22 protein-coding genes are annotated in these 24,131 nt (G+C 64.1%); 7 read left to right on the top strand and 15 right to left on the bottom strand.

The genetic code is table 11. The annotated features are described in order from the left end of the window. Positions 1 to 2 precede the first annotated feature (2 nt). Positions 3 to 710 carry an RES family NAD+ phosphorylase gene (locus CSQ95_RS15835; RefSeq protein ID WP_099410180.1) on the top strand — a complete coding sequence of 236 codons (708 nt, stop codon included), beginning with the start codon at positions 3 to 5 and terminating at the stop codon, positions 708 to 710. 44 nt (positions 711 to 754) lie between these two features. Next, on the top strand, positions 755 to 1,075 hold the full coding sequence (locus CSQ95_RS15830; protein WP_099410179.1) for a DUF2288 domain-containing protein: 321 nt from the start codon (positions 755 to 757) through the stop codon (positions 1,073 to 1,075). Positions 1,076 to 1,157: 82 nt separating this feature from the next. On the opposite strand, the gene CSQ95_RS15825 is transcribed toward CSQ95_RS15830, so the two are convergent. From CSQ95_RS15825 to CSQ95_RS15810, 4 genes are all read right to left on the bottom strand, one after another. Then, a complete protein-coding gene (locus tag CSQ95_RS15825) occupies positions 1,158 to 1,880 on the bottom strand; it encodes an ABC transporter ATP-binding protein (protein ID WP_099410178.1) in 723 nt (240 codons plus the stop codon). Between the two features lie 10 nt (positions 1,881 to 1,890). Next, positions 1,891 to 3,834, bottom strand: a complete 1,944-nt coding sequence (locus tag CSQ95_RS15820; RefSeq protein WP_099410177.1) for an ATP-binding cassette domain-containing protein — start codon at positions 3,832 to 3,834, stop codon at positions 1,891 to 1,893. A gap of 7 nt (positions 3,835 to 3,841) precedes the next feature. Beyond that, the gene (locus CSQ95_RS15815; protein WP_099410176.1) at positions 3,842 to 4,732 is read right to left on the bottom strand and encodes a branched-chain amino acid ABC transporter permease; all 891 of its coding nucleotides are present in this window, start codon (positions 4,730 to 4,732) and stop codon (positions 3,842 to 3,844) included. Between the two features lie 85 nt (positions 4,733 to 4,817). Further along, positions 4,818 to 5,975, bottom strand: coding sequence for an ABC transporter substrate-binding protein (locus CSQ95_RS15810; protein WP_076571165.1), 1,158 nt, complete (start codon positions 5,973 to 5,975; stop codon positions 4,818 to 4,820). 366 nt (positions 5,976 to 6,341) lie between these two features. On the opposite strand from CSQ95_RS15810, the gene CSQ95_RS15805 reads away from it, so the two are divergent. Both CSQ95_RS15805 and CSQ95_RS15800 read left to right on the top strand, forming a co-directional pair. After that, a complete protein-coding gene (locus CSQ95_RS15805; RefSeq protein ID WP_099410175.1) occupies positions 6,342 to 7,250 on the top strand; it encodes a hypothetical protein in 909 nt (302 codons plus the stop codon). A 24-nt stretch (positions 7,251 to 7,274) separates the two neighbouring features. Continuing rightward, positions 7,275 to 7,706 carry a hypothetical protein gene (locus CSQ95_RS15800; protein WP_099410174.1) on the top strand — a complete coding sequence of 144 codons (432 nt, stop codon included), beginning with the start codon at positions 7,275 to 7,277 and terminating at the stop codon, positions 7,704 to 7,706. Positions 7,707 to 7,727: 21 nt separating this feature from the next. Here the strand turns inward: CSQ95_RS15800 and CSQ95_RS15795 are convergent, their stop codons facing one another. The 3 genes from CSQ95_RS15795 to CSQ95_RS15785 form a co-directional block, all read right to left on the bottom strand. After that, positions 7,728 to 10,778, bottom strand: a complete 3,051-nt coding sequence (locus CSQ95_RS15795) for a heparinase II/III family protein (RefSeq protein WP_143449985.1) — start codon at positions 10,776 to 10,778, stop codon at positions 7,728 to 7,730. A 311-nt stretch (positions 10,779 to 11,089) separates the two neighbouring features. After that, positions 11,090 to 11,578, bottom strand: a complete 489-nt coding sequence (locus CSQ95_RS15790) for a tetratricopeptide repeat protein (protein WP_143449984.1) — start codon at positions 11,576 to 11,578, stop codon at positions 11,090 to 11,092. Beyond that, positions 11,575 to 13,620 (bottom strand): bifunctional 2',3'-cyclic-nucleotide 2'-phosphodiesterase/3'-nucleotidase, encoded by a 2,046-nt coding sequence (locus CSQ95_RS15785; protein ID WP_099410171.1) that lies wholly within the window; start codon positions 13,618 to 13,620, stop codon positions 11,575 to 11,577. Before CSQ95_RS15785 ends, CSQ95_RS15790 begins: the two co-directional genes overlap by 4 nt. 202 nt (positions 13,621 to 13,822) lie before the next feature. Between CSQ95_RS15785 and prfB the strand changes: the two genes are divergently transcribed. The 3 genes from prfB to lysS all read left to right on the top strand — a co-directional run bounded on the left by prfB (position 13,823) and on the right by lysS (position 17,179). Continuing rightward, positions 13,823 to 14,927 (top strand): peptide chain release factor 2 gene (prfB, locus tag CSQ95_RS15775; RefSeq protein ID WP_121669803.1). Its coding sequence is split into 2 segments (ribosomal slippage): positions 13,823 to 13,903 and positions 13,905 to 14,927, totalling 1,104 coding nucleotides; the frame shifts between segments, so codons are not numbered across the junction. Positions 14,928 to 14,929: 2 nt separating this feature from the next. Continuing rightward, on the top strand, positions 14,930 to 15,631 hold the full coding sequence (locus CSQ95_RS15770; RefSeq protein WP_099410170.1) for an HAD family phosphatase: 702 nt from the start codon (positions 14,930 to 14,932) through the stop codon (positions 15,629 to 15,631). An 18-nt stretch (positions 15,632 to 15,649) separates the two neighbouring features. Further along, positions 15,650 to 17,179 (top strand): lysine--tRNA ligase, encoded by a 1,530-nt coding sequence (lysS, locus tag CSQ95_RS15765; protein WP_077405689.1) that lies wholly within the window; start codon positions 15,650 to 15,652, stop codon positions 17,177 to 17,179. A gap of 72 nt (positions 17,180 to 17,251) precedes the next feature. Here the strand turns inward: lysS and CSQ95_RS15760 are convergent, their stop codons facing one another. The 8 genes from CSQ95_RS15760 to CSQ95_RS15725 are packed head-to-tail and all read right to left on the bottom strand — an operon-like array spanning position 17,252 to position 24,082. Next, on the bottom strand, positions 17,252 to 18,253 hold the full coding sequence (locus tag CSQ95_RS15760; protein ID WP_099410169.1) for a Gfo/Idh/MocA family protein: 1,002 nt from the start codon (positions 18,251 to 18,253) through the stop codon (positions 17,252 to 17,254). A 12-nt stretch (positions 18,254 to 18,265) separates the two neighbouring features. After that, the gene (locus tag CSQ95_RS15755; RefSeq protein ID WP_099410168.1) at positions 18,266 to 19,288 is read right to left on the bottom strand and encodes a porin; all 1,023 of its coding nucleotides are present in this window, start codon (positions 19,286 to 19,288) and stop codon (positions 18,266 to 18,268) included. Positions 19,289 to 19,323: 35 nt separating this feature from the next. Next, on the bottom strand, positions 19,324 to 20,283 hold the full coding sequence (locus CSQ95_RS15750) for a D-glycerate dehydrogenase (RefSeq protein WP_099410167.1): 960 nt from the start codon (positions 20,281 to 20,283) through the stop codon (positions 19,324 to 19,326). Positions 20,284 to 20,302: 19 nt separating this feature from the next. After that, complete coding sequence (locus CSQ95_RS15745; RefSeq protein WP_099410241.1) at positions 20,303 to 21,262, bottom strand: sugar kinase; 960 nt, start codon at positions 21,260 to 21,262, stop codon at positions 20,303 to 20,305. An 11-nt stretch (positions 21,263 to 21,273) separates the two neighbouring features. Beyond that, positions 21,274 to 22,020 (bottom strand): sugar phosphate isomerase/epimerase, encoded by a 747-nt coding sequence (locus CSQ95_RS15740; protein WP_099410166.1) that lies wholly within the window; start codon positions 22,018 to 22,020, stop codon positions 21,274 to 21,276. Continuing rightward, complete coding sequence (locus CSQ95_RS15735; RefSeq protein ID WP_034755389.1) at positions 22,017 to 22,751, bottom strand: amino acid ABC transporter ATP-binding protein; 735 nt, start codon at positions 22,749 to 22,751, stop codon at positions 22,017 to 22,019. Before CSQ95_RS15735 ends, CSQ95_RS15740 begins: the two co-directional genes overlap by 4 nt. Further along, positions 22,738 to 23,388 carry an amino acid ABC transporter permease gene (locus CSQ95_RS15730; protein WP_070219952.1) on the bottom strand — a complete coding sequence of 217 codons (651 nt, stop codon included), beginning with the start codon at positions 23,386 to 23,388 and terminating at the stop codon, positions 22,738 to 22,740. The genes CSQ95_RS15735 and CSQ95_RS15730 overlap by 14 nt, the downstream gene beginning before the upstream one ends. Position 23,389: 1 nt before the next feature. Next, positions 23,390 to 24,082 (bottom strand): amino acid ABC transporter permease, encoded by a 693-nt coding sequence (locus CSQ95_RS15725; protein WP_099410165.1) that lies wholly within the window; start codon positions 24,080 to 24,082, stop codon positions 23,390 to 23,392. Positions 24,083 to 24,131 lie beyond the last annotated feature (49 nt).

Here is a 24,131-nt window from a genome sequence, read left to right as displayed (position 1 = left end):
TCGTGCCGGCCGCCGCGAATTCCCCGCTGCCGCCGCTGGCCGCCTTGCGCCAGATCGACACCTGCCGCCTGATCCCGTCGCGCTTCGCCGACATGGAGGATTCCGTGCTGGCACCGCTGGCCGAAGACGACGACCACCTGCGCGAGCTGTTCGAGCTCGATAACGCCACCAACGCGCGCCTGGTGGCCGAGTACGGCGGCGCGCCAGGAATTGGCGTGGACGAGCTGGTTTTTGGCGTGCCGCACTTTCGCATCATCAATGCCGCCTACACGTATGCCCGCCCGGAAGGGGCGCGTTTCAACGATGGCGAACGGGGCGCCTGGTATTGCGCCTTCGACATGGAAACGGCGCTGGCCGAGATCATTTTCCACAAGACCGTGGAATACCAGGAAATCGACTATTTCGACGACAGCGTCAGCTACCAGTCGCTGCTGGCCGATTTTTCCGCCAGCTTCCACGACCTGCGCGGCCAGCCACGCTACCAGGCTTGCCTGGACCCGGCCAGCTACATCGCCTCGCAAGACCTGGCCGCCATCCTGCTCGACGCGGGTTCCATGGGCGTCATCTTCCCCAGCGTCCGGCACGCCAGCGGCACCAACCTGGCCTGCTTCCGCCCCGCCCTGGTGGGCAATGTTCGCAAAGGCGTCGCCTATCGGTTAACATGGCAGGGTACGCCGACGCCGCACGTGGAAGCCTTGCCAGGCAAATAAACCGCGCGCATCGGCACCCGACTCACCGAACATTGATATTTCGCATGCAAACCAATCCTGAAAAAGACACCGAACTGCGCCTCAAAGTGAACAGCGAAACGGCCCGCCTGGCCTGGAGCGAACTCGAAAAGCACTTCGCCCAAGGCAATGTGGTCTGGGTCGCCAACGAGCTGGACCTGGTCGAAGTGGCCGTGCGCATCTCGCACGACGACAAGGCCACCATCACGCAATGGATGGTCGACGGCAAGGTCGCCAAGGTATCGGACCAGCAGGCGCTGGACTGGCAGACGGCCGATGCGGCCCTGTGGGCCGTCGTCGTCAGCCCGTTCATCCTGGTGCAGCAGGAAAAGCCGACGAAGCACTAAAGGCTGCGCTCGAACAACAGGCGCAGCGCGGCAAGTTTGACAATGCGCAGCAAGCGCATTGTCAGCGCATTCTCAACTTGCCTCAGTGCCCGCCCCCCAGATACGCCGCGATCACCTTCGGGTCGGTTTTCAGGCTCTCGGCCGGCCCGTGCACGGAAATGCTGCCGTTTTCCAGCACGTAGCCGTAATCGGCCACGTTCAGGGCGGCGGCGGCGAATTGTTCGACCAGCAGCATGGTCACGCCTTCGGCCTTCAAGCGCGTGATGATGCGGAAGACTTCTTCGACCAGGATGGGCGCCAGGCCCATCGACGGCTCGTCCAGCAGGATCACTTCCGGGTTCAGCATCACGGCGCGGGCCATGGCCAGCATCTGCTGCTCGCCGCCCGACAAGGTGCCGGCCAGCTGGTCACGCCGCTCCTTCAGGCGGGGGAACAGTTCCAGGGCCTTATCCAAATCTCCCTTGATATCGCCTTTCGGGCGCGCGCGCGTAAAGCGGGGGAAGGCGCCCAGCAGCAGGTTGTCCGTCACCGACATCGAGGCGAAGACCCTGCGCCCTTCCGGGGAATGGGCCAGGCCGGCGCGCGCGATGCGGTGCGAATCGAGGCCCGTGACATCCTTGCCGCCCAGGGTGACGGTGCCCGATTTGGGTTTGAGCATGCCCGAAATGGCGCGCATGGTGGTGGTCTTGCCGGCCCCGTTCGAGCCGATCAGGGTCACCAGCTTGCCCTTCGGGACTTCGAGCGAAATGCCGTGCAGGACTTCGACTTTGCCGTAGGCGGCGTGCAGATTGTTAATGGTCAGCATGATCTTCCTCTCAGTGCGCCGCAGGGCTCAGGGTGTCGGCGCTGCCGCCCAAATAGGCTTCGATCACTTTCGGATCGCTCTGGACCAGCGCGGGCGCGCCTTCGGCGATCTTCTGGCCGAAATCGAGCACCGTCACCACGTCCGACAGGGCCATCACCACGTCCATGTGGTGCTCGATCAGGATGATGGTGATGCCGTGCTCGCGGATCTTGCGGATGATGGCCATCAGTTCCTTGATGTCGGGCGCCGTCAGGCCCGCCGCCGGCTCGTCGAGCAGCAGCAGACGCGGGTTGAGGCCCAGCGCGCGGCCGATTTCCAGCAAGCGCTGCTTGCCATACGGCAGATTGCGCGCCTCTTCGTTGGCCAGGTCCGCCAGGCCAACGAACTCGAGGATGCTGGCGGCCCGCTCGCGCGCCGCCGTCTCTTCGCGCTTGTAGCGCGGCGTATGCAGCATCACGTCGAGCACATTCGACTTGAACGTATTGTGCAAGCCCACCAGCACGTTCTCGGTGGCCGTCATCTCGCCGAACAGCTGCACGTTCTGGAAGGTGCGCGCCACGCCGCCCAGCGCGATTTCGGACGGCGTACGCCCGGAAATGACGGCGCCCGCAAATTCCACCTTGCCCGCCGTCGGCTTGTAGATCCCCGTGAGCACATTCATCATCGTGCTCTTGCCCGAGCCGTTCGGCCCGATCAAGCCGTGCACGGAGCCTTGCGTGACGTTCAGGTCCACCTGGTTCAGCGCTTTCAGGCCGCCGAACTGCATCAGGGCCTGGTCCACGCGCAGCAGGGTCGCGCCCTGCTGCCCGCCCTGCGCGTGGTCGAACGGCGCCACGCCGTGCGAAGCGACGGCCTGCACATGGCGCCGGCCCTTGCCGATAAAGCTCATCAAAAAGCCCACGATGCCGTCCTGCAGGTAGTACACGACAAACAGGGTCATCAGGCCGAAGATGGTCAAACGCCAGTCGACCATGTTTTCCAGCTTGTAGGAAAACGCGGCCAGGCCGATGGTGGCCGCCAGAGGCACGAGCACGCCGCGCACGGTGGAGCGTTTTTTCGCCAGCATGAAGGCGGAGCCGATCACGCCCAGCACGGCGGCGGACACGGCGATCTTGCGGAACAATTCGATGTCCGACAAGAGGCTGGGCAGCATGACAACGATCAGGGCGCCGATCAGCGCGCCCGAACGCGTCTTGCGTCCGCCCATGATGACGGCCAGCAGGAACAGGATCGTCAGCTCGAAGTTATAGGTATTGGGCGAAATATACTCTTCCGAATACGCATACAGGCTGCCGGCCAGGCCCGCGAAACCGGCGCTGATGACGAAGGCATACACCTTGTAGCGATACACGGACACGCCCATGCAGTCCGAGGCGATGGGACTGTCGCGCAGCGCTTCGAACGCGCGTCCCAGGTTCGACTTCAGGATGCGGTGCACCACCACCAGCGAGATCACCAGCAGCGCGGCGACCATGTAGTAGTACTCCACTTCCGTCAGCTTGTGGCCGAACAGGACAGGCTTGTGGATCTTGATGCCCATCGGCCCTTCCGTCAGGAAGCTCATCTCGTTGATCAGGATTTGCACGATGGTGCCGAAGGCCAGGGTCACCATGGCCAGGTAGGGGCCCGTCACGCGCAGGGCCGGCAAGGCCAGGATGGCGCCAAACAGGGCCGCGCCCGCGATACTGGCGGGGATGGCCAGCCAGAACGGCGCGCCCAGCTTGAACACCAGCACGCCCGTGGCATATGAACCGATGCCGAACAGGCCCGCGTGACCGAGCGACACCTGGCCCGTGTAGCCGACGACGATATCGAGGCCGAACAGCAGGATGGCGTAGATCAGGATGGTTTCGGCCAGGTGAATGTAGTACGGGTTTGGGATGACGATGGGGAACAGCGCGAGCGCGGCCAGGCCCGCCGCGCTCAGCGCCAGCATGGTGATTTTCTTGTTCATGTGGTCCTCAGACTTTCTTGATCGCGGCTTTGCCGAACAGGCCGGACGGCTTGACGGCCAGCACCAGCAGCAAGAGCAACAGGCCGGGCACTTCCTTGTAGCCGGTGGAAATGTAGTAGCCGGTGGTCGTTTCCGCGATGCCCAGAATCAGGCCGCCGACGATGGCGCCCACGCCCGACGTCAGGCCGCCGATGATGGCCACGGCAAACGCTTTCAAGCCCAGCGAGGCGCCCATGGTGGCCCCCGTCAATGTCAGCGGCGCCACCAGCACGCCCGCAAAGGCGGCCGTGGCCGACGACAGCGCATACGAAAAGGTGATGGCCATGCCCGTGTTGATGCCCATCAAACCGGCCGCGTCGCGGTCGTTGGCCGTCGCCACGACGGCCTTGCCGTAGATCGATTTGCGGTTGAATACTTCGACGGCCAGCATGATGGCCAGCGCGCCGACGATGACGGCCACCTGCATCTGCTGCACGTTGGCGCCAAACACCTGGAACGGCGCGGCCGACAGCGGCGACGGGAACATGAGGTCATCCTTGCCCCAGATGTTTTCCGCCACGTTCTTGAAAATGATGGCCAGCGCGATGGTGGACATGATCCAGCCGAATTCGGACTTGATCTTGATGGCCGGCCGCACGCCTATCCACTCGACGAACACGCCCTGCAGGGCGCCGAAGGCGATGACGATGGGGATCATCAGCAGGTAGCTCATGTAGGGGCCGCCATGGATGGTGCCCACCAGGGACAGGCCCACGAGCGCGCCCAGCATCAGCGATTCGCCCTGGCCGAAGTTGAGGGTGCCGGACGTGGCAAAGGTCAGCTGGTAGCCGAAGGCGATGACGGCATAGATCATGCCCAGCGCGATGCCGCTGAAGACGAGCTGCAGGAAGATTTCCATGGTGTTCCCCGGAAGACGGTCGATAAAAAAATGGCCAGTCCTGATTCCTCAAGGCTGGCCATGGCGCGGCGAATGTCTGCCAGGCTTATTTCGCGAGGACGACCTTGCCGTCCTTGACTTCGCCAAACACGGTCAGCTCGGCCGTGATCGCCTCATGGTTGGTCTTGCTGAACGGCTTGTTGTAGGTGGTGACGGCGCCTTCCACCTTCTCATTCAGGTTTTCCAGCGCGGCGCGCACTTTCGGGCCATCCGTGCCGCCCGCCTGCTTGAAGGCCGCGGCCAGCAGGTAGATGGAATCGTAGCCCTGCGCGGCCGAGACGGCCGACGGCATGCGGCCGCCCGACGGCTTGTAGGCGGCCACATAGGCGTCGATGAAGGCCTTGCGCTTGGGCGTGCTGGCGTCCTGGATGAAGGTTTGCGGCATGCGCGTGCCATTGCCGTTCTTGCCCGCGTTGTCGATGAAATTGCCCATGGCCAGGGTCCAGCTGCCGATCAGCGGCACTTTCCAGCCCAGTTTTTCCATGCCGTTGGCGATCTGCGCCAGTTCCGGGCCGATGCCGTAGGTCAGCACCACTTCCGCACCCGCCTGCTTGGCTTTCAGCAGCTGGGCCGTCATGTCGACGTCCTTGATGTTGTATTTTTCAACGGCGACGGGCTTGATGCCCTTCTTGTCGAGCGCCTTCTCCAGGTCTTCGCGGCCCAGCTGGCCGTAATTGGTGGAATCGGCCAGGATCGCCACTTTCTTGAACTTGCGGTTCTCGATCGCCTCATGCACGATCATGCCGGACTGGATGGTGTCATTGGCCGCATTGCGGAAGATGTAGTTTTCCGGCTGGTCGGCGAATTGCTTGGTGACGATGGAGCCCGTCGCCACATTGTTCATGACGGGAATTTTCGCTTCCTGGTAGAAGCGCTGCGAAGCGAGCGCCACGCCCGTGTTGATGTAGCCGACGGTGGCGGCGACCTTTTCCTTGTTGATCAGTTCCTGGGCGATCTGCACGCCGCGTTCGTTCTTCGCTTCGTCATCGCGCTCGATCAGCAGCAAGGAACGGCCCAGTACCCCACCCTTGGCATTGATTTCCGCGACGGCCAGCTTGACGCCGTCGCGCATCGACACGCCCATCGGCGCGGAACCGCCCGTAAACGGCCCGGACACACCGATCTTGATGGGGTCGGCTGCGACTGCCGCCTGCGAGAAACCCAAAACCAAACTTGCCACGAGCAATTTCTGTTTCAAATTCATTGTCATCTCCTCTGCTACAACGTTTTAAATGCCACTTATTTTTATAGTCGTACGCTGGATAACCGCCCCATCGATAAATCATTGTAGGTGAGTAAACATGCACCAGCAACAACTACATATGACGCGTCGCAACATGCGAAAAAGACCGCATTACGCGTCCGATGTCAGTCTTTTGTAAGGAAAATATGAGGCAAATTGGAACACACTGCACCATTTGGCAACAGTGCTGCCACCGATGCGGGGCCGCCGGACGACTTCACAGCGTGCTGATCTGACGCAATACTGCGACTGCCCAGCATGCTAACGTCGGCCATGCCAGCGCGCGCGCGCCGGCCCCGTCAGCCACTGCTACCGCATGGAGGCCATATGCAGCGCCCGTCGAACTCGTCCATTTCCACCCTGCTTCTTTGCGCCAGCGCCAGCCTGCTGTTGGGCGGCTGCGCCGCCAACCTGGCGCCCGTGCGCACCTTTGCCGAACAGACGCAAAAGGTGTCGCTGCACTTCGAACCCATGCTGGCTGGCGGCGTCCACAGCTGCATGGACAAGGCCATGCGCAAGCGTCTGATCCTGGCAGAACGTTTCGATGCGCAAGCGAGCGAACAGGCGGCGCGCGCCGATTGCGCCGCCATCGCGCAGGCCAGCGCGTCGATCGCCAGCCTGAACGACGTCCTGCTGCGCTATGCCCAGACCATGGCGGCGCTGGCCGATGACAGGCTGCCCGTCTACAAGGAAGAGTTTTCCGGCCTCGGCGATGCGCTGGGCGGCCTGGCGCAGCCGGGCGCCGGCGCGCCCCTGCTCGATGCGGACAAGCTGGCCAAGGTCGTCAAACTGAGCGAGCATCTGAGCCGGCTGGCCACACAGCGCCGGCAGAAATCGGCCTTGCGCGAATTGCTCGACGAGCAGGACGCCGTCGATATCGTCAGCAATGCGCTCAAGGAGTATGCGCAGCGCAGTTACCGGGCCGGCTTGCAGGATGAATTGCGCGACCTGGACCTGCTGCGCGGCGCCGTCGATAACGCCGCGCCGCGCGAACCGCTGGCCGCCAATTACATCCGCACGCGCTTGCACCTGGAAGGCCGGCAATTACAGGAAAGGGAAAAGATCGTCGCCGCGTATGTCGCCGCCGTCGACACGCTGCAAGCGAGCGTGGCCGCGCTGCGGGCCAATCTCGACCATCTGGAGGCGCCGGAGCTGGAGCGGCAGCTGGCGCAATTTTCACGCGACGTCGACACGCTGCAGCGGCAAGCGGCGTTCTATGCCCCCGCCCGCTGGTAAGCGGCGCGCACACAGGAGTATCCCATGGCCCCGCTGACCGAACTGAGCGAACTGAGCGAACTGACGAAAGACCAAAGCTACGCCATCGCCGACAGCCTGGCGCAGGCGTCGAGCCTGGTGCTGGAATTGCGCATCCGCGAACGCGAGGCGCTGGCGCCGGACGAGCGCGCACTGCTGGAACAATATGAAAATCACCTGGACCAGATGGTCGCGCTGTTCCGCGCATATGGCATTTACCTGACGGCCGAAGGCGCCGAGCAGGCGCGCGTCGACATCGAGGGCGCCATCGCCAAGGGCAAGTCGCAACTCAAGCGCATCGCCGACATCAAGGCGGCCATCGGCACGGCGGCACGGCTGGTCGACTTGGGCGCCGCCATTTTGTCGCGCGACCCGTTCGCCATCGGCGAGGCGGCGGCCAGCTTGCGGGCCAGGCCTAAAAAAGACGCTCAGGCTTGACCCGGCCGCCAGGCAAGCGGCTTACTCGATGCTGAGCACGCCCTGGTCCGAGCTCAGATACGTTCCTGCGCCATCGGCCGCTTCGGCCAGGCTCCAGGCGTAGCCGCCGGCCGCCGGTGCCGACGTCAACGCGTAGTGCGCGCCCGGTTTCAGTCCTGTCGCCAGGATGGCGCCGCCGGCTTGGGTAGAGACCCAGTCCATGCGGGCGGCGGGCGCCACGTCGCGGTTGAACAGCACATGCAGCTGACTGCCCAGCAACAGCGCCTCGGTGTTGGCCGCGGCAGCCAGGCGTATGGCGCTCGGCGCAGCGGCCGGTCCCGTGCCGCCGTCATTGTCGGCAACGGCCAGCACATGCAGGAAGTACTCGGGCGCGTTCAGGGCGGGCGCCGCGGGCGCCGCCACTTCCAGGCGCCAGGCGCCGACATCGCTGGTCGACGATTGCTGCTTGCTGACCAGCGGCGTCTGATTGCGCCACAGGTAACTGCCATCGGCCTGGCGCCGGCGCACGGTGAAGCGGCAATCGGCGCCGTTGCCGGCAACAGCACCAGTTTCGAGATCGGTCTGCGCGCAGCCATTGCCCCCCTCCTGCGCACCGCCCGCCTTGCGCACGCTGGCATTGAGCGGCAGGATCGTCTGCGCCGTCAGCATACCGCCGCCATTGCGAATGGTGGCGATGCGCTCCTGGCCGGCCTTGTAGTCCAGCTGGTACTGGCCATTGCCCAGCGCCGTCACGCCCGGCGCGCCCGATACGGGATCATTTGCCGTGTGCAGCAGGAACGTGGCCGGCAAGGCCTGCTTGCTGCGCACGCTATCGAAGACGACAGTGACCGGCTTGCCCCAGAACGATGGCGAGCGCAGGAACAGCACGTTGCGCACAAAACCGTTGGCCATATCGAGCTTGCTGGACGCATAGGCCTTGCTTGCATTGCCGCTGGTGTAGGTGTACTGCGGCGTATTTTCGTAACGGATGATGCCGTCGAGCGCGTTCGGGCCAGCAGGGCTGATTTCCTCGATCGTCGGATAGCCCTGTCTCGGCGCATAGAACCATTGGCCGCCGTCATTGCTGAATTCCCTGTCTCCGCGCGTGAACCGCTCGTTCTTGTCAAATATCAGCAGCGTATTGTGGGCAATGCTGCGCGTGTAGTAATTCCACCAGTGGCTGCTGCCATATTCTTCATACAAGCCCGTGTCGAGCAGCAGCGGAGCCTTGTAATTGAGCGAAAAACTGTTCTGGTCGAAGTGCTGGTGATTTTCCGCGATAAAGGACGTCGATTTGAATTCCAGCAGCGTGGCATTCGCATAGTCCCAGGTATCGCGCATCAGCACCTGGCCCGACGTCCTGAAATGGCGCGACAGTTCCAGCGATTCCAGCGGCGCCGCCGGCAGTTGAACGGGCCACAGCAGCCGTTCCAGTATCAGGGCATCGTGCGCGCTGCGCGACGCCACGACATGCTCGCGATAAAACTTCCCGGCCACGCCATCGGCCGTATCCGTCACCGCGCCCAGCGCCAGCTGTCCGATCAATGTGCTGCCGAGCGGCGTCGTGAAATTGTCGCCGCTGGCGGGAAAGCTGCCGTCATGGCGCAAGCCGTAGATATACGGATAAATCAGCCTGGCTTGCCAGTCGGCCTGCAACAGGGGCGCCGTCCCCGTACTTTCCAGCGCGCTGCGCCACAGGAGCAGGCGCTCGGGAATGCTCGATACGCCATAGGCAAAGCCCATATGGTGGCCGCCGTCGACCGAAATCAGGGCGCGTGCAGCAAGAAAACCCTTTTCGTAGTGCGCATACGACGTTTCAATCATCGGCAACACTTCCGGATGCTCGTCGACGATGGCCAGCAAGCCAACGGTGACATTATTGACGGCGCTGAACGGGTGGCCGCTGATATAGAAACCGGCGATGGACGGCTTCGATTCGCTGCGGTCCCACTGTTCATACACGGGCTTTTTTTTGCAATCAAAACTGGTGCTGGTGATATACAACTGCTGATAGCCGCACATCGAGACAAACAGATTCTCGTGCCCCTGGCCCGTATCGGCGGCGATCGTTTCCTTGATTCGCTGCGCCGTCAGGTCGCGGTAGCTGCCGAAACCCACGGCGTCGGGCACGGCGCGCGCGCCCGTTTCGGCAAACAGCCAGTCGTACAGGATGCCCATGGCGCCGACGCGCCCGCCCGACGACCACTCGCCGCCGGCCACGGAGGGCGTCACCAGCAGCTTGTCGAGGTAATTCAGGGCGCCATTCAGATATTTCGCATTGCCAGTCAGGCGGTAGGCCATGGCCAGCATCTGCGCAGTTTCATAAATCGTGCCGCGGCTGCCAGTGGCCACGTTGCACAGCTCCGGCACGCCGCTGGCAGGGGGAATCAGCGGGCAGGCTTGAAGCGTGCTCACCCGTCCGTCGACACGCTCTATGAAGCCGTACCAGGCCTTGTTGAGCAAAGCATCCATCGCCGGTGCTTGCCACAATTCATGGCCAGCGCCATCGAGCAAACGGAAATTGCGCATGGTTTCGTTGCGCCGCATGCCTATCCTGCTGATCTGCCCATCCGCCTTCCATTCCATCGGTGGCGTGGCGCCGGTGCCGTCGACCGTTCTCCAGCCCATGGGCACGGCAACGCCATTGACTCTCAAGTCAACTTTATGGGTCTGGCTGTTCCATGACAACTGGATGTTCGACCAGACATCGGGTTTCAAATCGATCCTGGCGACAGACAGATACTGGTCCAGTCCATTGACCTGGAAACCGACCTGGAAACCGAGGCTTTCCCCCGCCGCGCCGGCCGGGCTATCGTAGGAATCGACGTGGCGGATAAAAAAGCCGTTGCGGCTCGGACTGAATTCGCCAAAAATCGGCTGGTTGACGCTATCGAGCGGATCCTTGCGCCCGGCGAACAGCTCCAGGCTGATGCTGCCGCCTGCGGCTGGGAATGCGGCCGGCAGATTTGGCAATTGCGGTTTCAGCGCATCGAAACTGGCTTGATTCAGGAATAGCCGCGGATGGCCTTGCTTGATCGGCGCTGGCAATTGCGCCATCGCGGTAGAGGCAAGCAGGCAAAACATGCCGAGCATGGCATGCGCCATTTTCCTCGGCAAGAACGGTATACCGCTTCGGCGATGGTGAAACATTGTTTTTTGTTGGCGAATCATTTGACTTTGCACACGGGCTCCCGGAATCATCCAGTTAATAAAAAAACCATATGCCGAATACTGCCATACAATTTTTTAAAAAAGCCAATAATGACTATCAAATAACAAATTATTGAAAGAAAATATAAGCAGTCAGAATGATCACGAAGAATTAATCTTTCCGATCAAAAACAAACAATTCCTTCAACACATTCCAATTGCAACAGGCCTACCCCAGGCAGCCGGCCATGCCCTCAAGGCTCAGGCGGACGGTGCCCCATCGCATGCGTGGCCATCTTCAGATACAGGAACGATTGCTCCTCGCTGTGCGCGTAGCCCATCTGTCCTTCGGCCAGGGCCACGGATTTCTGCTGCAGCGCTTCCGGGTAGTCCAGGTCGCAGGCGGCGTCGAGCCAGAAACGCGCCCGGGCTTCGTCGGTATCGAGCAGCATGTTCGCCACGATGAACATGGCGGGCGCCACGCCCCGCTGCGCGGCCAGTTCCAGCCAGCGCAGCGCGGCGGCACCGTCCTGCGGCCCGCCCATGCCGTTCTTGAGCATCAAGCCCAGGTAATACGCGGCGGGGCCGCTGCCCTGCCCCGCCTCGCGTTCAAACAGGATGCGTGCCTGCGGCTGGGTCGCGACTCCCGCGCGCATCAAGGTCTTGGCCTGGGCCGTCAGGTCCGGCCCTGCCGATGCCAGCGGCGATACGGCCAGGGCGACGGCACACAACCATGCCTTCATTTCGACAGGTCGAGCTGGTACAGCGCGAAGCCCTTGCCCGCGCCATCGTCAGCTTTCAGCTGCGTCACGTTGTCGATGTCGGCCGCTTTCGCCAGCTCGATCACGCCCGGCGCGGAATGGAACACCACAGGGCCTTTCGTGGCCACCTTGGCGAAGCGCCAGCTGCGCGCCGAACCGTTTTTCGCGCGCGTCAGGTTTTTCTGCTGCGTCACATACGCGATCAAGAGTTCGCGGTTGTTATCGGGCGAGGCCACCACCGTCTTGCTGCCGTCGAGGCCAGGGAAATTGCCGCCGCCGCTGGCGCGGTAGTTGTTCGTCGCGATCAGGAATTCCTGCGCCGCGTTCACAGGTTTACCTTTGTAGCTCAGACCCTGGATGCGCTGGCCCGGCGGCTGCGTGACGTCGATCTGGTAGCGCACGTCGGCGCTCGTGATCATATCGAAGTTGTAGCTCGGGTGGGCCGTGTTGACCAGCTCCTGCGCTTCCAGCTTATTCGGGTCGATGGTATTGAAGCGCTGCGCCGACTGTTCCAGCCAGGCCTTCAGCTCCGCGCCATTCATCTTCACGCCGTACAGCGCGTTCGGATACAAATACAGGTCGGCCGCATTGTTCAGCGCCACATTGCCCGCCTTCACGTCCGTGTAGTCGGATACGCCGGCCGAGCCGCTCTTGAACGGCGACGACATCGACAGCACGGGCAAGTGCGCGTACTGCGGCAGGTTCGCCTTCACATACGCGGCCAGATAGCTCGATTGCGCCTGGTTCACGACCTCGATGGCGCTCACGTCCCCCACGTCGGCGAAATACGTCGACATACGGAAGTCCGTGGCGCCGACCGGTGTCTGTACGTAGGCGATCGTCGCCGCATGCTCCTTGGCCACCAGTGTGGCGATGGCCGCATCGGGAGTGACATAACTCTTGTCCGCGTTCTGGATGCCGCGCGCTTCCACCGTCGTGGCGCTCTTGTCGACCACCCACTGCTTGCCGTCGTGGCGCAGGCGCAAGCCGATCACGCCCAGGTGCTTGCCCCACAAATTGGCCATCACGGTGGGCACGCCGTTGACCAATCCTTTGACCTTGTCGACGCCGGGCAAATTAAACTGCGGCACCGTGCTGGCGGCGTTCGGGAACAGCTGGTGCGAGTGGCCGATCAGCATGGCGTCCACGCCCGGCACTTGCGACAGGTAGTAATTGCCGTTTTCCATGGTCGGCGAGTACGGGCTGTCATCGAGGCCGCCGTGCGAGATCGCCACCACCAGTTCGGCGCCATTCGCGCGCATCTCGGGAATGAATTTTTCCGCCGTCTCGCGCACGCCCTGCGTGTAGACGCGCCCTTCCAGCCAGCGCTTGTCCCAGGCCATGATGGTGGGCGGCGCAAAGCCGATGATGCCCACCTTCACGGTGGCGGTGATGGCCTTGCCATCGGGACCGGTGGCCGTGATCTGCTTGTCGATGATGTGATACGGCGCAAACAGGGGCTTGCCCGTCCTGGCGCTGTAGACGTTGGCCAGCACTTGCGGGAACGCGGGACCGGCGCAGCGCGGTTTGCCGGCGTCGACGCTGTCGACGTCGAAGCGGTTGCCCGTCACCTGGCTCAAAAACGCCAGGCCGTAGTTGAATTCATGGTTGCCGATGCCGCCGCCGTCCACTTTCAGCAGATTCATCGCCTTGTAGATGGCCAGGGTCTGGTCGCAAGCCAGCGGTTTTACCAGTGCCTGGTAGTCGGCCAGCGCCGTGCCCTGGATGGTGTCGCCGTTGTCGAGCAGCAGATTGTTCGGGAATTGCGCACGCGCCTGGGCGATCAGGGCCGCCGTGCGTTCCAGGCCGATCGACGGTTCCGCCTGCAGCTTGTAGTAGTCATAACTGAGCACATTCGCGTGCAAGTCCGTCGTCTCCAACAGGGCCAGGGTGGCGCTGCTGCCGGCCGGCGCGGCCGAAGGCGCCCGCGCGGGTCCCGTGGCGGCGGGCGGCAAGGCGCCGCAGCCGGCCAGCAGCAGCGGTAACAGGGCGAGACGGGGCAGTTGACGCAGGGGGTGGCGCATGAGATGTTCCTGTGGAAAGACAATATCGCCAGCATCATACGCAGCACGATAGCCATCATCAAGGCAAAAATATTGTCGCAAATATAGCAAAATACGCATTTTATTGCCCCGCGCGGCCGCAATTGCGCCGCGGCGGCAGCGGAAACGCGCCACGCTCGCGTATAATTCAGGGTTTGATTTCACCATAGAAGACCAGAACATTATGGAAGCCGAACGCATCAATATCATCTCCGCCCTGCTCAACGACCTGACGGTCCGCGAAGCCGAACTTCGGAGGTATCTTTGACTTCACTGTCAAGTCGGAGAAACTAGAGCAAGTCAACGAAGAGCTGGAAGATCCAACCGTCTGGAACGATCCCAAGCGCGCCCAGGACCTCGGTAAAGAGAAGAAGGCGCTGGAAGCGATCGTCTTCACGCTGACCAAGGCCGATGCCGACCTGCGCGACACCCGCGACCTGTTCGACATGGCCCGTGAAGAAGGCGACGACGAGACCCTGGAAGCGATCGAGCAGGACGTGCAGGAAATCCGCAAGGTCATCGAAAGCATGGAATTCCGCCGGATGTTCAACAATCCGATGGACCCGAACAACTGCTTCATCGACATCCAGGCCGGCGCCGGCGGCACGGAAGCCCAGGACTGGGCTTCGATGCTGTTGCGCCAGTACCTGCGCTATTGCGAACGCAAGGGTTTTAAAGTTGAAATCCTCGAGCAGTCCGACGGCGAAGTCGCTGGCATCAAGACGGCCACCCTGAAGGTCGAGGGCGATCACGCCTACGGCTTCCTGCGCACGGAAACGGGCGTGCACCGCCTGGTGCGCAAGTCGCCGTTCGACTCGGCCAACGGCCGCCACACGTCGTTCACGTCGCTGTTCGTGTATCCGGAAGTCGACGATTCGATCGAGATCGACGTCAACCCGGCCGATATCCGCGTCGATACCTATCGCGCGTCGGGCGCCGGCGGTCAGCACATTAATAAAACCGACTCCGCCGTCCGCATGACCCATGCGCCGACCGGCATCGTGGTGCAGTGCCAGAACGACCGTTCGCAGCACCGCAACCGCGCCGAAGCGATGGAAATGCTGAAAGCGAAACTGTACGAGCATGAACTGCGCAAGCGCATGAGCGAACAGCAAAAGCTGGAAGACTCGAAGACGGACGTGGGCTGGGGTCACCAGATCCGCTCCTACGTGCTGGACCAGTCCCGCATCAAGGACTTGCGCACCGGTTTCGAGACGGGCAATACCAAGGGCGTGCTCGATGGAGACATCGACGACTTCATCTCCGCCTCGCTGAAACAGGGCGTATAAGGATGAACGCATCCGCTCCGGCACTGGCGCAGCGCGCCTTCCTGTTCGACATGGATGGCACGATCGTCGACAACATGGCCTTCCACACGACATCGTGGCTGGCGTTCTTTGAACGCCACGGCCATGCGCTGGACGCGGACGCCTTTTTCCGCGACACGGCAGGACGGCAGGGACACGAAATCATCGCCAAGTACCTGGGCGAGGATGCCGACCACGTCACCCTGCTGGCGGAAAAGGAAGTCGTCTACCGCGAACTGTATGGCCCGCACCTGGCCACGGTGCTTGGCTTCGACCGGCTGATCGCCAGCGCGCGCCAACACGGCATCGGGCTGGTGGTCGGCACGGCCGCGCCAGACGAGAATATCGCGTTCACGCTCGACGGCCTGGACCTGCGCCACCGCTTCGACGCCATCGTCGGCGCCGCCGACGTGGAACGGGGCAAGCCGCACCCGGACGTGTTCCTGAAAGGCGCACAGCTGGCCGGTGCGCTGCCGCAAGACTGCATCGTCTTCGAAGACGCGCCCCTGGGCGTGGAAGCGGCACGCCGCGCCGGCATGCGCGTCGTGGTACTCACCACCACCCTGCCGGCCGAGGCGTTTGCCGCATTCGACAACATCATTGCCATCGTGCCGGATTTCTCCGCACTCGACGTCGACGCACTGTTTGCCAGCGTGGCGCCAGCGCTGGCACCACATCATCAATAATCACCAACGAAGAACACCATGACTACGGATATCCAAGAACAAGCCGCCGCCCCCGATGAAAACAAGATCATCGCCGAGCGCCGCGTCAAGCTGGCAGCACTGCGCGAACAAGGCGTCGCCTTCCCGAACGATTTCCGCCCTGAGCACAAGGCGGCCGATCTGCACGCGCAATACGGCGGCAAGACGCGCGAAGAGCTGGAAGCCGAACCTGTCACCGTGGTGCTGGCCGGCCGCATGATGCTCAAGCGCGAAGCAGGCAAAAAAGCCGCTTTCGCCACCCTGCAAGACGCTTCCGGCCCGAAGGCCGACGGCCGCATCCAGATCTACGCCACGCTTGATCTCACCGGCGAAGCGGCCATGGCCGCCCTGCACCACTATGACCTGGGCGATATCCTGGGCGTGACGGGCACGCTGTTCAAGACCAAGACGGACGAACTGACCATCAAGGTCACCGAACTGCGCCTGATCACCAAGTCGCTGCGCCCGCTGCCGGACAAATTCCACGGCCTGGCCGACCAGGAAACGAAGTACCGCCAGCGCTACGTCGACCTGATCATGAACGAAGAGACGCGCCGCACCTTCAAGGCCCGCACCGCCGCCATCTCGTCGATCCGCCGCTTCATGGAAAAGAACGAGTTCATGGAAGTGGAAACGCCGATGCTGCACACGATTCCGGGCGGCGCCGCGGCAAAACCGTTCATCACGCACCACAATGCGCTCGACATGCAGATGTTCCTGCGCATCGCGCCCGAGCTGTACCTGAAGCGCCTGGTCGTGGGCGGCTTCGACCGCGTGTTCGAGATCAACCGTAACTTCCGCAACGAAGGCGTGTCGATCCGTCACAACCCGGAATTCACGATGATGGAATTCTATGCGGCCTATACCGACTACAAATGGCTGATGGATTTCACGGAAGCCGTCATCCGCCAGGCCGCCATCGACGCGCACGGCACCGCCACCCTGACCTACGGCGGCCGCGAGCTGGACCTGGCAAAGCCGTTCCACCGCCTGACCATCGTCGAAGCGATCAACAAGTACGCTCCAGGCTACACCGCCGGGCAGTTGAACGATGCCGAATTCATCAAGGAAGAGCTGAAAAAATTCGGCGTCAAGCCGTTCGCCACGGCCGGCCTGGGCGCGCTGCAACTGGCGCTGTTCGAAGAGACGGCCGAAGCGCAGCTGTGGGAACCGACCTACATCATCGACTACCCCGTAGAAGTGTCGCCGCTGGCGCGCGCTTCCGACACGGTGGCCGGCATCACCGAACGCTTTGAATTGTTCATGGTGGGCCGCGAGATCGCCAACGGCTTCTCCGAGTTGAACGATGCGGAAGACCAGTCGGCCCGCTTCCTGGCGCAAGTGGCCGCCAAGGACGCCGGCGATGAAGAGGCGATGTTCTACGACGCCGACTACATCCGCGCGCTGGAATACGGCATGCCACCAGCCGGCGGCTGCGGCATCGGCATCGACCGTTTGATGATGATCATCACGGATTCGCCGAACATCCGCGACGTCCTGCTGTTCCCTCATCTGCGCCGCGAAGAATAATCACGGACGCCAGCCGATAAAAAGCCGCCTGATTTTGCGATCAGGCGGCTTTTTTACTTATGTGGCCTGCTATCAGCCGGCCAGGGTCACGCGCTGGTGGCTGCGGCTGGCCTGCTGCGCCGCCAGCGCCGTCGCCAGCGCGCGCATGCCGTCGTCGCCCGTGGCTGCCGGCTGCCCTTCGCCGCGCATGGCGCGCTGGAAGGCACGCACCGAGCGCACGTACAGGTTCTCGTGCTCGACGGGGATGTCGACGCTGCCGCCGTCGCGCGTCAGGCTGATGGTGCCGACGGGGCGCTGCGTCATCACGCCGGTGGCGAAGATGGTGCCCTTGGTGCCGATGATTTCCACGCCGGACAGCGAATACGGCGCGTTGAACGCGTCGTGCACCTGCACCAGTGTGCCGTTGTCGAATTCGATGACGGCCATCAGCCCCTCTTCCAGCCCGGCCACCGTCATGCCGCCGCTGGTGGCGCAGGCGGTCACGTGGCGCGGTTCCGAATCCAGCAGGAAGCGCAGGGTGTCGACATCGTGCACGAACATGTCGAGCGTGACGCCGCCCGATTCCGGCGCATCTAGGCGCCAGCCGCGCAAGTGCTGCGGCAGGTTGTTCGCGTGCAGCACGCGGCCATACAGGGGCTGGCCGATCTCGCCAGCGCGTATCAGCTCGCGCACCTTGCCGTGGCTGGCCGCGTTGCGCAGGTGGTGGTTAATCCCCAGCACCACGCCCGCCTCGGCGCAGCCGTCGAGCATACGGCGGGCGTCGTCCAGGTTCAGCGCCAGCGGCTTCTCGCACAGCACGTGCTTGCCCGCGCGCGCCGCCTGCAAGGTCTGCGCCATGTGCCATTCGTTGGTGGTGCTGATGTACACGGCATCCGCGCCCGGATGCGCCAGCGCCGCATCGAGGTCGGTATAGCTGGCGGCGATGCCGAATTGTTCGGCAAAGGCGGCGCCGCGCGCGGCGTCGCGGCTGACCACGGCCAGCACCTCGGCGTCGCCCTGCTGGCGGATCGCGTCGACCATCCATTCGCGCGCCACGGTGCTGGCGCCGACCAAAATCCATCCGGTTTTCTTCATTCGATTCTCCCGTTAAAAAGTGTGGCGCAGGCCCAGGTTCCAGGCCTGGTTGCCGGTGCCGTTGTCGGTGGCGTTGCCCACCACATAGGCGGCGCCGTTGCGGTTGTCGATGTGCGCGTAGGCCGCGTACAAGGTGCTGCGTTTCGACAGCGCGTACGTATAGCCGATGCCGAGCTGGGTAGCGTCGCCGTTGGCGGCGCGCCGGTCGTCGCGCCGCACGTACGAAAACAGGATGCGGTGCGAGCCCACGGGCACGGTGGCGCCCAGCATCAGGTCCGCGCTGTCGACCGTGGTGGCGGCGCCCGCCGTACTCTTGCTGACGGCGACGGCGCCATGCGCCTTGAGCACGCCGAAGTCCCAGGTGGCGCCCAGCACCGTGTTGCGCGCCCTGCCCGTCAACAGCGCGCTTGACAGGGTGTTGGCGTCCTGGTGCGCCATGCGCACGTACAGCGGCCCGCTGGCATAGGTGGCCGCCGCGCCCATGTAGCGCCTGGCCGAGGCATCGCCCGGCACTTCGCCGAAGCCGTACGCCAGTTCGCCGGAAAGGCCACCGCGCACGGGCGAGCTGTAGGTGATGCTGTTGTCGACCCGGCTGATGTAGCCGGCCGTGAAGACATTGCTCATCCTGCCCGCAAAACCCAGGTAAAACGGGTCCAGCGCCCCCAGGCTGCTATCGATGAACGTGTACTGGCGGCCCAGCCGCAAAGTGCCCGCCGCACCGGCGAGGCCGACGAAGGCCTGGCGCCCGAACAGCAGGCCGCCCTGGGCCGAAGCGCCCGTGTCGGCCAGGATGCCCGCATCCATCGTAAAGATCGCCGTCATGCCGCCGCCCAGGTCTTCGCTGCCCTTGAAACCGAGCCGCGAGCCGTTGGCGATGCCGCTCGTCAGCTTGAGCACCCTGCCTCCGGGGCCGCCGCTCTCGGACACCACGCCCATGTCCGCGATGCCGTACATGGCCACGTTCGACTGCGCCGCGCACAGGCCGCCGCAGGCGCCCGCACCGATGATCATTGCCCTTGCTACCTTGTTCTTCATTTCTTTCCCTGTCTGTCTTTTTATGGATACTGTTCTTAGCTGACCAGGTGGCGCGGACGCTCGCCGCGCAGGCCGGCCAGCAGGTTGTCCACGGCTTGCTGCGCCATGGCGTAGCGCGTTTCATGCGTGGCTGAGCCGATGTGCGGCAGCGCCACCACGTTGGCCATGCCCGGCAGCGGATTGTCCGGCGCCAGCGGTTCACGCTCGAACACGTCCAGGCCGGCGCCGTGGATGGTGCCCTGCTGCAGGGCCTCGATCAGCGCCGCCTCGTCGACGATGCGCCCGCGCGAACCGTTGATGAAGATGGCGCCGGGGCGCATCAGCGCGAACTCGCGCCGCCCCATCATGCGTTCCGTCTGCGCCGTCAGCGGCAGCACCACGCAGACGAAATCGGAGCCGGCCAGCAGCTCGTCGAGCGCCACCTGTCGCGCGCCCAGCGCCGCTTCCACCTCGGGCACGGCTTCGCCGTTCACGTACAGCACCTGCATGCCGAAACCGAGCGCGGCGCGGCGGGCGACGGCGCGGCCGATGCGGCCCATGCCCAGCATGCCGATGGTCTTGCCGTGCACGTTGACGCCGTACTGGCTTTCGCCCACGCTGCGCGTCCAGCGCCCCGCCTTGACGAATTCGGCCAGCTCGACGACCCTCCGCGCGCTGGCGAGGATCAGCGCGAAGATCGTGTCGGCCGTCGTTTCCGTCAGCACGTCCGGCGTATTGGCCAGCAGGATGCCCCGTTTGCGCAGGTAGTCGACGTCGAACTGGTCGACGCCCACCGAAATGGTGGAAATGATGCGCAGGTCTTCGGCCGGGTCCAGCAGTTCGCGGTCCAGGCGCACGCTGGCGCCCAGCAAGCCATGCGCGCCACGGATGGCGGCGGCGAACGCGGCGCGGTTGTCCGCGTCGATCGCTTCGAAATACGTCACCTCGCATTCGGCGCGCAGGCGCGCCAGCAGCGGTTCGGCCAGCTTTTTATACACAAGCACATGTTTTTTCACGAGTGTTCCCCTGTTCGGTTCAAGATTGGCCCAGCGCGTCGAGCTGGGAGCGGGTCGGCAAGCCTTCCATGTCGCCTGCCACCTGGATGGCGAAGGCGCCGACTCTGTTGCCGCGCCGTACCGCCTGCGCCAGCGGCAAGCCTTCCAGCAAGGCGCTGACCAGGCCGGCCGCGAAGCCGTCGCCGGCGCCCACCGTGTCGACCACCTTGTCCACGCGCTCGCCCGGCACCATGCCGCTGTCGCCGTCGGCCGTGCGGTAATAGGCGCCCTCGGCGCCCAGCTTGATGACCACCAGGCGCGCGCCCTGCTGCAGATAAAAGCCGGCGACGTCGCGCGGCAGGTCGTGACCGGTGAGGATTTTTCCCTCGCCCAGGCCCGGCAACACCCAGTCGGCCCTGGCGGCGAGACGGTTGATCTGCTCGACCATGACGGCTTGCGACGGCCACAGCGAGGGCCGCAGATTCGGATCGAACGACACGGTCCGGCCATGCTTGCGCATGAAGTCGATGGCCTGGCCGGCGAACGCCAGGCTGGTGGCGGACAGCGCCGCGGCCACGCCCGTGGCGTGCAGGTGGCGCGCGGACAGGAAATAGGCGGGGTCGAAGTGCTCGGGCGCCAGCCGGCTGGCGGCGGAACCCTTGCGGAAGTACTCGACCAGCGGATCGGCGCCGTTCTCGGCCTTCTCCTTGAGCAGGAAGCCGCTGGACTGGCCGGCGACGGCGACGACCCGGCTGCAATCGACGCCTTCGGCCTGCACGCTGGCGCGGATGAAGCGGCCGAACGAGTCATCGCCCACGCGGCTCAGCCAGCCGACTTTCAAACCGAGGCGCGCCAGGCCGATGGCGACATTCGTCTCGGCGCCGGCCAGGCGGCGCGTGAAATGCGCCACGGCCGCCAGGTCGCCCGTTTCCTCGGCAACGAACATCGCCATCGCTTCGCCGTAGGTGACGACGTCGAGCGCATGCGCTCCATGCATCATTTCGTGTTCCGTCATGCGGCCTCCAGCATCCGGATGTAGCGGCCCGTTTCGGCCACCAGGTCGGTAGCCTCCAGCGGGAATTCGATGGCCCGCTGCACGCCCGGCGCAAAGTGCGCGAAGACGGCGCGCCAGGCCGGATCGGCGTCGGAGACGGCGCAGGCGGACAGCCGCCCCCCATCCTCCAGCACGGCCTTGCAGTGCACATAGCGCACGTACGGCGCCAGCAGGCGCGCCGCCTGCTGCGCATCCTCGCCCACCCAGCGCCAGTTGCCGATGTCAAAGGTCAGGCCCACGGGCAGCCCGATGTCGCGCGCCGCAGCCAGGAAACGCACCATCGGCGCCAGCGCGCCGCCATGGGCCGTCTGGTCGTTCTCCACCAGCAGCGCCACGGGCGCGGCCGCCAGCTGCGCGCTCAAGGCCTGCAAGTCCGGCGCGGCCGGGTAATGGCCCAGCGACACTTTCAGGTAGCGCGCCCCCAGGCGCGCCGCCTCGTCCAGCATCTGCTGCAGCAGTTCCTGCCGCAGCAGCCCGTCCGCGTCCCACAATTCGATGGGCGTGGAATACACGGAGTACAGGCCGCGCGCGGCCACCGCCGCTCCCATGCGCGCCAGGTCCGGCAAGTCGGAGGTGAACAGTTCGCGGCGGATCTCGATGCCGGCGCCGCCCGCATCGGCCACCACGTCGATGAAATGGCTTTGCCCCAGCTGCCTTACCCTGCTTGCGCCATAGGCCGACGCCGCCACCAGCACGGGGCTCATTTGATCGCTCCCGCGCCGACGAACTGGCGCGCTTCGGGTGTCTGCGGGTTGCTGAAAAACGCTTCCGACGGCCCGCTTTCCCACACCAATCCCTGGTGCATGAAGACGGTGACGTCGGCCATGCGCCGCGCGAACTCCATCTCGTGCGTCACCAAGAGCATCGTCATGCCCGCCTGCGCCAGCTCTTCCATCACCTTCAGCACTTCCTGCGTCAGTTCCGGGTCGAGCGCCGACGTCACTTCGTCGAACAGCATCACCTGCGGCTCCATCGCCAGCGAACGGGCGATCGCCACGCGCTGCTGCTGGCCGCCCGACAGCTGCTCGGGATAAGCCTCGCGCTTGTGGTCCAGGCCCACCTGCTTGAGCACGCGCAGCGCCGTGGCGCGGCCCTGGGCGTCGGGCACCTTCTTGACGATGCGCGGCGCCAGCATGACGTTTTCTTCCACGGTCAGGTGGGGGAACAGGTTGTAGCTCTGGAAGACCATGCCGACGTCCTTGCGCAAGTCGAGCAGGTGTTCCTGGCGCGCCGTCAGCGTGTGGCCGGCGACGACGATGCTGCCGCTGTCGATGGTTTCCAGGCCGTTGATACAGCGCAGCATGGTGCTCTTGCCGGAGCCGCTGCGGCCGATCACGGCGATCACCTGGCCCCGCTCGACGGCGAACGACACGCCCTTGAGCACGTGGTTGGCGCCGAAGCTCTTGCTGATATTGTCGATTTCAACGATGGGCATGGAATTTCCTTTCCAGTGAATGGCTGTAGCGCGACAGCGGATAGCACAGCGCGAAGTAGATCAGGGCGACGACGGGGAAGACGATGAAAGGCAGGAAGGTCGCATTGCTGACCAGTTGCCCTGCCCGCGTCAGTTCCACCACGCCGATGATCGAGGTGATCGAGGTGTTCTTGATGATCTGCACCATGAAGCCCACGGTCGGCGGCAGCGAATGGCGCAGCGCCTGCGGCAGGATGACGTAGCGCAGCTGCTGGTAGCGGTTCAGCGCCAGCGCGGCCGACGCTTCCCACTGCTGCCGCTGCACGCCTTCGATGCAGCCGCGCCAGATCTCGCCCAGGTAGGCGCTGGCAAAGATCGTCATCGCCGCGCCGGCCGCGATGACCGGCGACAGCTTGTAGCCGAACAGGGCCAGCCCGTAATACGTCAGGAACAGCACGATCAGCACGGGCGTGCCCTGGACCAGCTGGATGTACAGGGCGCTGATGCAGCGCAGGAGCGGGCTGCGCGCCGTGCGCAGCAGCGCCACGGCGAAGCCGGCGATGCCGCCCGTGATGAAGACGATCAGCGACAGGCCGATGGTCCAGCGCGTGGCCTCGAGCAGGAATTGCAGGTTATCCCAGGAAAAGTCACTGATCATGTCAAGCTCCCATGCGCGCCGCGCCCAGACGGCGGCGGCGTTTGAAGACGATCTGGCCCAGCACCCAGAAGCCGAAGCGGAACAGCAGGGCCAGCAGGATGTACAGCACCATCACGACGATGTAGATCTCGAAGCTGCGGAAGGTTTCCGCGTCGAGCAGGTGCGCGGCGGCGGTCAGCTCTTCGGCGGAAATGGCCGACACGACGCTCGAGGCGAGCATCATCAAGGTGAACTGGCTGGCCAGCGCCGGATACACCTTTTCCAGCGCCGGCAGCAGCACCACGTGGCGCATCACTTGCCAGCGTGTCATGCCCAGCGCCTGCGCCGCCTCGAGCTGCGACGGATGCACGGCGCCGATGCCGGCGCGTACGATTTCGGCAGCGTAGGCGCCCAGGTTGACCGTCATGGCGACGAGTGCCGCACCGTTGGCGTCCAGCTGCAGGCCCAGCGACGGCAAGCCGAAGTAGATGATGAACAGCTGCACCAGGAACGGCGTGCTGCGGATGATCTCGACATACGCGCGCACCACGGCGCGGGCATAGGCGGGACCGTTCTTCAGGATGACGGCGGCACAGACACCCACCGCCAGCCCCAGCACCATCGCCAGGGCGCTCAGGCGTATCGTCAGCGCCGCGCCCCACAACAGGCGGTCCAGCGATTGCATGACGAGTTCGAAATGAAATTCATACGGCATACTCAACTCCTTGTCTGCGTGCGCGTCCCCGGCCGCGCCACCATGGCGG

Origin of the sequence: Janthinobacterium sp. BJB304 (genome assembly GCF_002735765.1) — a bacterium.
Classification (GTDB): Bacteria; Pseudomonadota; Gammaproteobacteria; order Burkholderiales; family Burkholderiaceae_D; genus Janthinobacterium.
The sequence above is the reverse complement of the archived record's forward strand: the minus strand, read 5'-3'. Positions and strand labels throughout refer to the sequence as shown.